We start from the raw sequence: 12996 nt of genomic DNA on the forward strand, positions 1-12996 counted from the left end.
AAGTCGCTTATAATTCTTTGCGTTGTGTATACCAGTTTTTTGATTGGCTTAATGGCGTCTTAATTTTATTCAATTCAGCTAAATAAATTTTCAAACCCATCAATGCAAAAGCTTCGTTGTGCGTTTCTTCATTTAGAGAGTTTAAAAAGTCATCCATATAAATTGATACAAAACTTGTGTCAAAATTTCCAGAAACGAAATCCGGATGATTTAGGACATATGAACCGTAATCGAGAGTTGTCTCAATTCCTTCAATATAATATTCAAGAATCGCAGCTTTGAGTTTGTGAATAGCATCTTTCCTATCCTTCCCATGTACGATGAGTTTTGCGATGAGGGGATCATATTGTATGGGAATTTCCATTCCTTCAGCATAGCCATTGTCTACACGTATTCCATAAGCTTCAGGAATTTTATAAACTTCGAGTTTGCCTGTGCTGGGCAGAAAAGAATTTGATGGATCTTCGGCACAGATTCTAAGTTCTATGCTATGTCCGTTGATTTTAAGATCACTTTGTTTAAATGGAATGGCTTTTCCTTCGGCAATTTCAATTTGTAGTTGCACCAAATCGAGGCCTGTGATATATTCTGTTACGGGATGTTCAACTTGTAAACGCGTGTTCATTTCGAGAAAATAATAATGAAGATTTTCATCAACGAGAAATTCTATAGTTCCTGCACCTACATAACCACAGGCTAATGCTAATTTCAGAGCATCGCTGCCCATTCTTTCCCGAACCAAATTATCAAGACAACAGGAAGGAGCTTCTTCGATGATTTTTTGATGTCTTCTTTGGATACTGCATTCGCGTTCAAAAAGGTAAACGCCATTGCCATATTTATCGGTGAGGATTTGAATTTCGATATGCCTTGGACTGAGGATTTGTTTTTCAATAAAGACAGCACCATCACCAAAGGATGTAAGTGCTTCATTGGAAGCAGATTTTAATTGTGTTTCCAATTCTGATTCATTCGACACCAATCGCATGCCTTTTCCACCACCGCCTGCTGAGGCCTTAATTAAAAGAGGATAACCGGTTTTGTTGGCGATCGTTTTTGCCAAGTCAAGATCATTTATGGGTTCGTCAGTGCCCGGAACCAATGGGACATTTAGTTTTCTAGCAAGTTGTTTGGCCTTTATTTTAGAACCCATTTGAAGCATAGATTGAGAAGTTGGGCCAACAAAACAAATTCCTTCTACTTCCAGTTTTTTAGCAAACTCCGGATTCTCACTTAAGAAACCATAACCTGGATGTATGGCATCAGCACCACTTTTATGAGCCACTTCTACGATTCTGTCCATTTTCAAATATGAATCTCTGGAAGCAGATTCCCCGATGTAGTATGCTTCGTCGGCCAACTGCGTATGCAATGCATTTATATCAGCCGCACTATAAACAGCTACTGTTTTGATACCCATTTTTTTTGCAGTGCGAATAATGCGTACGGCAATTTCACCTCTGTTTGCAATCAGTAATTTGCGAATCATTCTTTTATTTTTTTCTGGAGTGAACTCCATAATTCATGGGCATATTTTAATGTCATACTATCAATGAAGTATGAACCTGCTAATGGATCTTTCAATCCATTTAATTTTGCTTCCTGTTTGAGTATTTGCTGAAGATGAAAGCAGGCAGTTTTCCATTTTAGTGCATTGGGCTCCAATGGAATATTTGGAAGCTCACATACCAGATAATCCATTCCTGATAATACAGCAGAACATGACAAAGTACTTAGTTGGATCAAATTGTTGTGTTGATCAGTACTTAAATATTCCATTGGTATTCTTGCTTCAATTTTAAAATCAATTTTTAAATCAAAAAGCAATTTGATGTTTTGAAAAACAATTCGCAAAGCACGCAAGGAATAAATGTTCTTTAAAAAATCGCGATTAAGGTAGACTTTAAAAAGTAGATTTTTTAATTGGGAATTATTTTCAGAAATATTATTTAAAGCAATTAACAGGCAATCCGATATTGACTTAACTGATAAATTATGAATTGAAAATTGTAAAGTATCAAATCCATTCGATGTAATACTATTTCGGGTATTACACAATAGGCGATGTTTGCTGTTTGAATTTTTAGAATAAAATCGAAGGTTTTTTTATAATTCTCATAATAATCAGGAAATAACCAGGTAATTTGGATGAAATCTAAATGAATATTGTCGAATATTTTTTCAAGTTGAAGAGTATTGTAATTGTGAAGAATAGTAATAGGGATGTATTCTATACCATTTGACAATGCATTTTGTAATTCTATTGCAGATTGATTCAGATCATCCAAAAATATTAATGTTCCACATTTCCAATTTGAAGGAACAATTGAGTTGATATTCAAGTTCGTATCCGGTGAAAGATCTGTGAAAAATGGAAATGGATCAGAAATGATAGCTTCTTCAAGCTGAAAAGTATAATCGCTTTTATTCGTGCGGGGGTTATCCTTTAGAACTTGGTCAATCCAGCTTTGTTTAGATTGGTAGGGCCAAGAATGAAAATTAGATGCCATTTTCCGGTAATTCAAATAAGATCAGTGTTTGATTTTTTTCAACCTTTTCGGAAACTTTAATTTTAATTTCCTTGACTATTCCGGAATGCTGTGATCTCAGAATATTTTCCATTTTCATAGCTTCTAATGTAATCAGGTGATCTCCTTTGTTTATGGATTGACCGGGATGCACTCGAATATCCAGCACTAGCCCGGGCATTGGAGCAAGAAGTGCATCATCATATAAGGATTTGCTTTTATTAAAACCCAATTGGTGTATGAGGCGAGATAATGGTTCTTCTATTTGAATGACTTTCTTTTTTCTTCCTACTTGTAGACAAACAATCCCCTTATCTATCTGTAAGGATACTAATTTCGCGTTATAATGTGAATGGGCAACGCGCAATTGAAAATGTTGATGATCAAGTTGATGAATTTGGCTCTGATCCATTTGATCGGATGGGAAAACAAAGGATTCTTTGTCAACATTAACCTTAAAACTTAAATCTTCTTTCATGTTTTTATTCGGACGACAAAGATAAGCTACCTAAGAGGAATTAAGCTTTACATGAGACTTTAATCTTAATTCAGGAACTAAATTATATGGGTATTTATTTGAAATTTAAAGATTATGAATCAGCAAAGTAGCTATCGCAAATTTGTTGGCCTATGGCAAGGCCGGCTGTAGCAGCAGGAGAAGGAGCATTGCAAATATGGATCATGTTTTTTGTGCGGATATTTACAAAATCTTCAACCAAAGCTCCGTTCCGGTCAACCAACTGGGCTCTGATTCCGGACCCTGCATAAAGTAAATCGGAGGGCACAATGCCTTTTGTCATTTCGGAAGCTTTTTTGGCAAAATATTCCTTAGAATAATTTCTTCTGTATTCATTGAGGCCGGTTTTCCAAAACTTGAAGATGAGTTTCCAAAATCCCGGAAAGTTCAGGATATCTTGAATGTCATTAAAATTATACGAATTCGGAGTATATCCTTCCCGATTGAATGCCAATATAGCATTTGGTCCCAATGTTTGATCTCCATTCATCAAGCGGGTATAATGAATTCCCAAAAAAGGAAATCTTGAATCCGGAACAGGATAAATTAGTTTTTGTACAATGTCTTTTTTGGATTCGATAAGTTTATAATAATTGCCTTTAAAGGGGATAATTTTGTAAGGTATTTTAATCCCCGCTAGTTTAGTAATCCGGTCTGTTTGTAAGCCTGAACAATTGATGAGAAATGAAGTTTCATACTCACTTCCATCATTACAGTGAATCCTGATATCTGAAATATTATTATTGATCTCGGTTACAGTCTTATTATATTGGATATCTAAGAAATTTTGTTGCGAAATAAGTAATAATTTTTCAACAACCGTTTTATAATTGATAATTGCAGCTTGTGGAACATGTATCGCTTTTAATGCAGTAACGTTGGGCTCCAATTCTTTGATTTGCTCACTATTTAATATTTGCAAACCTTGTAGGCCATTCTTAACTCCATTCTGATAAATTGATTCCATTTGCGGGATTTCCCAATCGTGGTTTGCTACGATTAGTTTACCAATATTTTTAAATGGGATGTTATGCTGCAGACAAAAGTCAATCAATAGTTGATAACCTTGGATGCAATTTCGGGCCTTATATGATCCCGGCTTATAATAAATGCCAGAGTGGATGACTCCGGAGTTATGGCCTGTTTGATGAAACGATGCTGAATTTTCTTTCTCCAGCAACAGGATTTTTAAATCTGATTTTTTTTTGATTAATTGATAGGCAGTGGATGCACCAAGGATTCCGGCACCGATGATGCATATGTCATACTTCATAAAAAATACAGCTGTAAATTATGATTTGATCCATTTTATAATTTTAGAAAATGAATTTTGCTTTAATGCAATGATATACAACCCGGGAGGGTAATTATGAATAGAAATGGAAGCATTTTGATTAAGGATTCCTTTATCAAAATTTTTTCCAGAAATATCCATTATTTGAAAATGTGTTTGTCCGTTTAAATTTTGCAACTGAATAAAATCATGGGCTGGATTTGGAATGAGAAATACTTCGTCTTTAACGGCATGTTTGTTGGCGGTTATATTTTTGCACAAAAAAGGTTTAGCCTGCTCAATCATATAATCCAAAACCGCATTTTGATTATGTACGGCATGTTCGGTGCCCGGATAAATCCAGGTTTCATAATGTGTGGCTGGGATTGATAAATGATCCAACCTGTCTGTAATAACACAACTGCCATAAACAATAGGGTAGTTTTGTGCGATCAGCGAGATTGGGTAATAGGGTGTATTGGCGAGGCAGGGTACAATCGGATCTCCCGTTTGATGATATGAGAAAACTGCAATTCGGTCTGTTGCATCTATTGCATTGGTGTCCAGTAAAGCCCCAAAAATATTAAATACCCCTTGCACTTGCGCATCATATCCATTCAAGTTCAAACTGCCTTCAATGGGCCCTAAATCAGGTCTTGCTTTGGCTCCGACCGGACCTATGGAGCCTGCCTCTTTTGGTTTTTCGGATTCTTTATTTAAGAATGCTGCATTCAAAGCAACGATGGAACCGGCACTGGCACCACCAAGCCAAATGCGATCTAAATCAATTGCATAGTCTGCGTGTTTAGCTTTGAGAAATCGGATAGCACCTTTCATATCAGTAGCACCTCGATAGCCGGCTCTTAAAACTTCGGCTGCATCGAATGAAAAAGGCGGGTTCAGTCCTAAGCCAGGTCCATCAAAGCCCAGTCTATAGTCAATCGTTGCTGAAAGGATACCCCGTTTGGCCATTTCTTCGCAGATAGTTCCGAAATCTTCCCGTTTTCCCTGAAAGAAACCGCCGCCAAACGCCCATATTATTAATGGTTTCGTGATTTCAGAAGAACCAACCGGAATATATAAATCGAGAAAAAGTGAATCCATGATGCCTCTATAATCGGGCAATACACCATAAAAGATTCCTTTTTCAACAGTAAAACCAAATTGGTCTCTTGAATAATCACATTGTGCAGAAGACGAGGCTGCAGCCAATACAATGAAAACCCATGTATAAAATTGAATGCGCATTTTAATGTTTTTACAAAATTAGAAGATAAAGTTTAATAAACAGGAGCTTTTGGTTTGTTCTTCAAAATGGATTCCAATTTTTCAATATTTGCTTCGTTGAAAAAAGAAATCAAATCTAAGGATTTGAGATTTTCTTTCAGTTGGCTCAATTTTGTTGCACCCAGAATTACGGAACTGACTCGTTGATTCAATAAGCACCATGCGATGGATAATTGAGACAAAGTTATACCACTGTCTAAGATGAAATCATTGAGCTGTCGAATGATTTCAAGATTTTCAGAAGTCAGGGTTTTCTCTTTTAACCAGGCGTATTCTGCTAAATGTAATCTGGAATCTTCAGGAATTGAATTTTCCGTATATTTTCCAGTAAGTAAGCCTGAAGCCAGAGGAGACCAAATGGTCGTACCAAGTCCAACCGTATTATAAATCTGATTAAATTCGACTTCAATCTTTACCCGATTGAGCATATTGTATTGAGCTTGCTCAACAATAGGTGCAATGAGGTGATTTTCCCTTGCTACCATATGTGCTTCCATAATTTCCTGAGCAGACCATTCGGATGTTCCCCAATATAAAATTTTGCCCTGGAGGATGAGTTGATGCATGGTCCAAACTACTTCTTCCATAGGCGTTTTTTTATCTGGCCTGTGTGCAAAGAAAAGGTCGATATAGTCAAGTTGTAAGCGGCTAAGTGCTTCATGGCAGGCTTCGAAAAGATGTTTGCGACTCAATCCGGTCATATTCGGACGTTTATCACCCCGTCCGAAGTACGCTTTACTGGAAATGAGGTAACTGCTGCGATCCCATTTTAAATTTTTTAAAACCCGACCCATGATAATTTCAGAATGACCGTTGGCATACACTTCAGCATTATCGAAAAAATTGATGCCCTGTTCGTAAGCATAAGCCATTAATTCAGTGGCAAGCAGTTCATTTACCTGTCTGTCAAAGGTGACCCACGAACCAAATGAAAGAGCGCTTATTTGAAGACCTGATTTTCCAAGTTTACGGTATTCCATGGTTTAGAAATCTGTGTTTGATTCTGCAAATTAAGTCTTCCCAATGATATCAAATCCAAGAGCTTTCATTTTTTTAGGCGGTTTGTGTATTTGCCGAAATGGATGGTACTTATGAATCGTACTGTTTGTACTTTTAGGGCTTTATGAAAAATATTTTAATTACAGGCGCTACCGGTTTTGTGGGTTCCCATTTTGTGTCAAAAGCTTTGGAAAAAGGCTTTGAGGTCCATGTGACGGTTCGTCCAAACAGTGATTTGTCTTATTTGAAAGAATTTAATGTAAAATATCATAGTTTGAGTTTATTTGATAAACCAGCATTCAAAAAGCTGTTACACGAAAATCAAGTGGACTATATATTACATAATGCCGGCATCACAAAGACAAAAAAGATTGAAGATTATTTTTCAGTGAATGCGCACGCCACAAAAATAATAGCTGAGGCAGCGGTTGAATCAGAAAGACCTATCCAAAAATTTGTATACATAAGTAGTTTAGCTGCATTAGGCCCGGGTAAGTTTGCCGGGGATATCCTATCTAATGAAAGGCAGGAACAACCATGCAGCTACTATGGGAAAAGTAAGCTATTGGCTGAAAAACATCTTGAAGAATTGCCTGATCTCAATTTTATTGTATTTAGGCCAACCGGGGTATATGGCCCCAGGGAGAAAGATTTTTTACAAATGATAAAAATGCTTAAAGCGGGAATAGAATTATACATAGGTAATGCTCCCCAGACATTGAGTTTTATCTATGTCAAAGATTTGAGTGAACTCGTAATGAGTGCTTTAGAAGCTGAAGTCAGTCGTTGTAAGTATGTCGTATCAGATGGGAACATTTATGATAAAACTGCCTTTGGCAAAGAAATCGCTCAACTATTGAGCGTTAAACCAATCCGATTGAATCTGCCGGTGATTGCAGGTAGTCTTATTGCCGGTGTCAGCGAGTTTATCCATATCTTTAAAAGTAAACCAGCTTTACTCAATAAAGACAAACTTCATGAGATACTTGCACCAAGTTGGGCATGTGATACCTCAGAATTAACAAGAGATTTTAAATTTGCGGCGCAATACAATCTTCGAAGGGGCCTGGAAGAAACGATAAATTGGTACCAAAGAGAGGGGTGGCTTTCATAAAAAACTAAATATTAAATGCAACAAAATCAGAATTCGATCCAAAAACCTGCTGCTGCAGAGGGGAAATTGGCAATTTTAACTCCTGGGATGGGGGCAGTAGCAACAACTTTTATTGCCGGTGTTGAAGCAGTAAAGAAGAATATTGCCTTGCCAATAGGTTCGCTGACCCAAATGAGTACCATTCGTTTAGGCAAACGAACGGAAAGCAGAAATCCAATGATTAAGGATTTTGTGCCTTTAGCGAAGTTGGAAGACATCGTTTTTGGAGGTTGGGATATTTTTGAAGATAATATGTATGAAGCTGCAGTCACTGCAGAAGTTTTGGAAATCAAGCATTTAGAACCTTTAAAGCAGCAACTCGAAAGAATTAAACCCATGCCGGCAGTTTTTGACAATACCTATGTCAAAAATATTGATGGCCCAAATGTCAAAAAGGCAGATACGAAATTTGAATTGGCTCAAATGCTCATGGAGGATATCAAAAATTTTATGAAAGAGAATGATTGTTCAAGAGCAGTCATTGTTTGGTGTGCTTCCACTGAAAAATACGTTGAAACTTCAGACGTGCATTTAAGCTTGAAAGCTTTTGAGCAAGGTTTGAAAGACAATGATCCATGTATTGCCCCCAGCATGATTTATGCTTATGCGGCATTAAAATTATCAGTTCCTTTTGCAAATGGGGCACCTAACCTCAGCTGTGATATACCGGCCTTGGTTGAATTGGCCCATTTAAATCAAACTCCAATTTCAGGTAAAGACTTTAAGACTGGCCAAACCCTTATGAAGACCATCGTGGCACCCGGATTGTATTCAAGAGCATTAGGGGTTTCCGGTTGGTTTTCAACAAATATCCTGGGCAACAGAGATGGCAAAGTACTCGATGATCCTGAAAATTTTAAGACTAAAGAAGTCTCCAAATTGAGCGTGCTTGAAGAAATATTTGACCCTCAATCAAACCCAAATTTATATGGAGAAATGTATCATAAAGTGCGGATCAACTACTATCCGCCAAGAGGCGATAATAAAGAAAGTTGGGACAATATTGATATTTTCGGATGGATGGGTTACCCGATGCAAATAAAGATCAATTTCTTGTGCCGGGATTCCATATTAGCTGCGCCTATCGTTTTAGACTTAGCACTTTTTATGGATTTAGCACAAAGGGCCAAGATGAAGGGCATTCAGGAGTGGTTGTCATTTTATTATAAATCGCCACAGGTCAAGGAAGGATTGAAACATGAACACGATATTTTTAAACAATTGATTAAGCTACAAAATACGCTTAGGTACCTGATGGGAGAGGACCTCATCACGCATTTAGGCCTTGATTATTATGAGGATTTAATGGAATCATTGTAAATGCTTTTTCATAAAGTCATTGCCAGTTTTTTCGGGCTAGGTTATTTCGGAAAAGGAGCAGGGACAGTAGCTGCAGGCGTTGCTGCATTCATTTTATTCTTTTTGTTTTCCAATAAAGGCGTTGCAGAATATTTGCTGCCTGTTTTAAGTTTGTTCATTATTTTGTTAGGAACTTGGAGTTCTTCTAAACTGTTAGCAGTTTGGGGCAAGGACCCACAAAAAGTCGTCATAGACGAAGTAGCGGGAATTATGGTATCGCTGGTGTTTATTCCGGTATCATGGTCATTATACCTGGCTGGGTTCGTTTTATTTCGTTTTTTCGACATTTATAAACCATTAGGCATTCGAAAAGTGGAAAAATTGCCTGGAGCTTGGGGCGTAATGGCTGATGACATCCTTGCCGGCGTTTATTCAAACATTTTAGTTCAACTTTATATTCACTGCTAAATGGGTCTCGGACTTGAGTTTTTTCGCATGTGAAATCAACTTTCATTCTAAAGAATTGTTGTTTGTGAAGTTTTTGTATGGCCAGGTTTACCATTTCAAGGTCCTTTAAATTAATAAGTATAACCAAGTGACATACAATAGTTAGTAAGCCTATTAGGAAGTTTCTATGAACACAATACTTTTGAGATTAACAGGTTTGTTTTTGAGTTTAATACTGATTTTTGGTATTGTAGAGGCTCAACGAACCGTGATTAAAGGCATTGTAACAGATGCAAATACAAAAGAGCCACTGGCATTTGCAAATGTGCTTTTTTCGAACACAAGCACCGGTACGAATACTGATTTTGATGGATTGTATACCTTAGAAACCTCCAAAAAGTATTTAAATCTCGAAGCCAGATATGTAGGTTATGAAACCAAAGTGATTGCTGTAAAATATGGTGAGACACAAGTTATTAATTTTCAACTAAAGCCTAACAATAGCGTACTGAACGAAGTGCTTGTCAAATCAGCAAAACAAAAATATTCGAAGAAGAATAACCCTGCGATTGAATTGATCGAAAAAGTTATTGCCAATAAAAAAATTAACAGAAAATCAAATTTCGAGCAATATGAGTATGAAAAATATCAGAAGCTTGAATTTGCATTGAGTAATGTTTCTGAGAAGTTTAAAAATAAAAAGATCTTTAAAAATTTTCAATTTGTATTTGATAATTTAGATTCTTCTAAAATGAATGGCAAACCATTGTTGCCCGTTTATTTGAAAGAAAATATTTGGGATGTCTATTATAGAAAGGAACCCAAAGCCACTAAAGAGATTTTAAAAGGTGAAAGATTTGTGAACTTTAGTCAATTTATTGACGACAAATCTCTGGCTGAATATTTTCAATACTTATATCAGGATATAGATATTTATGAAAGCAACATTCAACTTTTTGGTAATTTGTTTTTAAGTCCTATCGCAAACCTGTCTCCAACTTTTTATAGATTTTATATCAGAGATACCGTATTTATTGATGAGGATTCCTGTTTTCAGTTGTCATTTTATCCAAAGAACAGAACTGATTATTTATTTCAGGGTGATTTATTTATTACGAAGAATGGAAGTTATGCGGTGAAGGAGGTCAGGATGGCAGTTAATAAAGAAATCAATTTAAACTGGGTAAAAGAACTCTCCATCCGACAGCGATTTGTGAAAGCAGATTCATTGGGCTATATTCTCGATAAAGATGAGATCATGGCCGATTTTGGAATTACAAATGCCAAAATGGGTATTTTTGGTCAGAAGAACATTTCATATAAAAATTTTAAATTTAATCAGGCCAGACCGGATTCAGATTATGAAGGACCGACTCAAATCGAAGCGAAGAAATTGGCGGGTCAACAAGATTCCTTTTGGGTCGAAGCGCGGCATGATACCTTGACTAAATCAGAAGCAGGGGTATATGCAACTATGGATAGTCTTCAAAAATTGCCAAGCTTCAGAAGAATAATGGACATAGCGACTATATTACTGGCAGGGTATAAAGTAGCAGGGCCTGTTGAAATCGGGCCAGTGAATACCTTCTATAGTTTTAATCCGGTGGAAGGATTTCGCTTGCGTGTTGGAGGCAGAACGACACCTGTATTCAGTACCAAATATTTGTTTGAATCTTATATTGCTTACGGCTTTAAAGATCAAAAATTTAAATATTATTTAGAAGGTACTTATTCATTTGCGAAAGACAGAATCAGCGTATTTCCGATTAAAGAGCTCACAGTGAGTTTGCAAAAAGATACCAAGATACCTGGTCAGGAATTGCAGTTTGTGCAGGAAGATAATTTTCTTTTATCTTTTAAGAGAGGAGATAATGAGAAATGGCTTTACAATGATATTTACAAACTCCAGTTTTTAAATGAATTTAAAAATCACACGTCTCTAAAATTTGAATTTAAGCATTGGACGCAACACCCGGCAGGTACATTGCATTACAACAAAATCGATTACAGCGACACCCTTAATAGCATTCAATCCTTGCGCACTTTGGAACTCGGTCTTACCTTTCGCTGGGCTCCAAATGAACAATTTTTTCAAGGGAAATTATATAGAGTACCATTGCCTAATAAACATCCAATCTTTACCTTGCGTTACGGCCTTGGTTTGAAAGATGTTTTAGGTGGAGAATATGCTTATCACAATATTTCTGCAAGTCTTTATAAGAGAATTTATTTTCCACAATTTGGATTTGCCGATTTAACATTGGAAGGAGGTAAAGTATTTGGTCAGGTTCCATTTCCATTATTATATGTACATCGTGCCAATCAAACATATTCATACCAGTTGAATTCCTATAATTTGATGAATTTTTTGGAATTCGTCAGTGATCAGTATTATTCTGTCAATTACAATCATTATTTGGCAGGTGCCCTGTTTAATAAAATCCCTTTGTTTAAAAAGTTAAAATGGAGGGAAGTATTTTCAGTAAAATTGCTTTATGGTGGAGTAAGGGACGAAAACGATCCTGCATTAAATGCCAGTTTGTATAAATTCCCCGCCACTGCAGATGGGATAGCATCTACCTACACACTTGAAGAAAAGCCTTATGTGGAGGCTAGTGTAGGCATCTATAATATTTTCAAAATCGTACGAGTGGATTATGTGAGACGTTTAAATTATTTGGATAATCCGAATGTTTCTAAATCAGGTATTCGGGCAAGAGTTAAATTTGAGTTTTAAATTTGTCTATGGGATCAACTTCCGAAATGACTTCAAAAAACATGCAATTTCGAGATAGAATCAAACTATATATGCAATCCATTTTAGCACCTGCTGTCAAGTTGGCTATGCTATTTGGATTAAAACCGAATCATATTACGACTATAGGATTTATGTTAAATTTATTAGTGGCAGTTTGGTTCGTATTTGGAGCAGAACAAGGAGAACGCATGGATTTGTCATTTGTAGGTTGGGGCGGATTACTTATATTGATCGCGGGCTTATTTGATATGCTGGATGGTCAATTGGCGCGCCAAACTCAATCATCAACCAAGTTTGGAGCGCTTTATGATTCCGTATTAGACAGGTACAGTGAGTTGGTCATGTTTTTGGGAATCTGTTATTATTTGGTTTCTTATCATTATTTTTTAAGTTCATTATTTGCATTTGTAGCCATGATTGGCTCTATGATGGTAAGTTATATAAGGGCTAGAGCCGAAGGCCTCGGAATAAGTTGTAGTGATGGACTCATGCAAAGGCCGGAAAGAATCATCACACTAGGTATCTCCGGGATTATATGCGGCTTGGTTTTTTATTTTATCGGAGATTTTTATTGGCATATTGAGGGTGTTCCATTTCATATTTTTGAGACGATCTCATTTTTTACTTTGCCCATTACACTTTTGGCTATCTTGGCGAATTATACGGCCTACACCAGGCTCATGCATTGCAAAAGAGTCTTAAATTCATAGATGTATTTTATATTGAAAGGATTTA

12 protein-coding genes are annotated in these 12996 nt (G+C 36.5%); 5 read left to right on the forward strand and 7 right to left on the reverse strand.

The window, feature by feature from the left end; all coding sequences use genetic code 11:
* Window positions 1–7: 7 nt before the first annotated feature.
* The 7 genes from IPM92_12600 to IPM92_12630 form a co-directional block, all read right to left on the reverse strand.
* A complete protein-coding gene (locus tag IPM92_12600; GenBank protein ID MBK9109171.1) occupies window positions 8–1486 on the reverse strand; it encodes an acetyl-CoA carboxylase biotin carboxylase subunit in 1479 nt (492 codons plus the stop codon).
* On the reverse strand, window positions 1486–2058 hold the full coding sequence (locus IPM92_12605; protein MBK9109172.1) for a hypothetical protein: 573 nt from the start codon (window positions 2056–2058) through the stop codon (window positions 1486–1488). The genes IPM92_12600 and IPM92_12605 overlap by 1 nt, the downstream gene beginning before the upstream one ends.
* A complete protein-coding gene (locus tag IPM92_12610; GenBank protein MBK9109173.1) occupies window positions 1959–2510 on the reverse strand; it encodes a hypothetical protein in 552 nt (183 codons plus the stop codon). Before IPM92_12610 ends, IPM92_12605 begins: the two co-directional genes overlap by 100 nt.
* On the reverse strand, window positions 2500–3006 hold the full coding sequence (locus IPM92_12615) for an acetyl-CoA carboxylase biotin carboxyl carrier protein subunit (protein ID MBK9109174.1): 507 nt from the start codon (window positions 3004–3006) through the stop codon (window positions 2500–2502). Before IPM92_12615 ends, IPM92_12610 begins: the two co-directional genes overlap by 11 nt.
* A gap of 112 nt (window positions 3007–3118) precedes the next feature.
* Window positions 3119–4318 (reverse strand): L-2-hydroxyglutarate oxidase, encoded by a 1200-nt coding sequence (lhgO, locus tag IPM92_12620; protein MBK9109175.1) that lies wholly within the window; start codon window positions 4316–4318, stop codon window positions 3119–3121.
* Between the two features lie 18 nt (window positions 4319–4336).
* Window positions 4337–5566, reverse strand: coding sequence for a T9SS type A sorting domain-containing protein (locus IPM92_12625; protein ID MBK9109176.1), 1230 nt, complete (start codon window positions 5564–5566; stop codon window positions 4337–4339).
* A 32-nt stretch (window positions 5567–5598) separates the two neighbouring features.
* Window positions 5599–6585, reverse strand: a complete 987-nt coding sequence (locus IPM92_12630; protein ID MBK9109177.1) for an aldo/keto reductase — start codon at window positions 6583–6585, stop codon at window positions 5599–5601.
* Window positions 6586–6728: 143 nt separating this feature from the next.
* Between IPM92_12630 and IPM92_12635 the strand changes: the two genes are divergently transcribed.
* The 5 genes from IPM92_12635 to IPM92_12655 all read left to right on the forward strand — a co-directional run bounded on the left by IPM92_12635 (window position 6729) and on the right by IPM92_12655 (window position 12971).
* Complete coding sequence (locus IPM92_12635; protein MBK9109178.1) at window positions 6729–7718, forward strand: NAD(P)-dependent oxidoreductase; 990 nt, start codon at window positions 6729–6731, stop codon at window positions 7716–7718.
* A gap of 15 nt (window positions 7719–7733) precedes the next feature.
* The gene (locus IPM92_12640; GenBank protein MBK9109179.1) at window positions 7734–9077 is read left to right on the forward strand and encodes an inositol-3-phosphate synthase; all 1344 of its coding nucleotides are present in this window, start codon (window positions 7734–7736) and stop codon (window positions 9075–9077) included.
* The gene (locus tag IPM92_12645) at window positions 9078–9524 is read left to right on the forward strand and encodes a phosphatidylglycerophosphatase A (protein ID MBK9109180.1); all 447 of its coding nucleotides are present in this window, start codon (window positions 9078–9080) and stop codon (window positions 9522–9524) included.
* A gap of 166 nt (window positions 9525–9690) precedes the next feature.
* Window positions 9691–12240: a carboxypeptidase-like regulatory domain-containing protein gene (locus IPM92_12650; GenBank protein MBK9109181.1), complete on the forward strand. Its 2550-nt coding sequence runs from the start codon at window positions 9691–9693 to the stop codon at window positions 12238–12240.
* Window positions 12241–12281: 41 nt separating this feature from the next.
* Window positions 12282–12971, forward strand: a complete 690-nt coding sequence (locus IPM92_12655) for a CDP-alcohol phosphatidyltransferase family protein (GenBank protein ID MBK9109182.1) — start codon at window positions 12282–12284, stop codon at window positions 12969–12971.
* The last annotated feature ends 25 nt before the right edge of the window (window positions 12972–12996 follow it).

The organism is Saprospiraceae bacterium (assembly GCA_016719615.1).
In the GTDB taxonomy this organism is placed as follows: Bacteria; Bacteroidota; Bacteroidia; order Chitinophagales; family Saprospiraceae; genus Vicinibacter.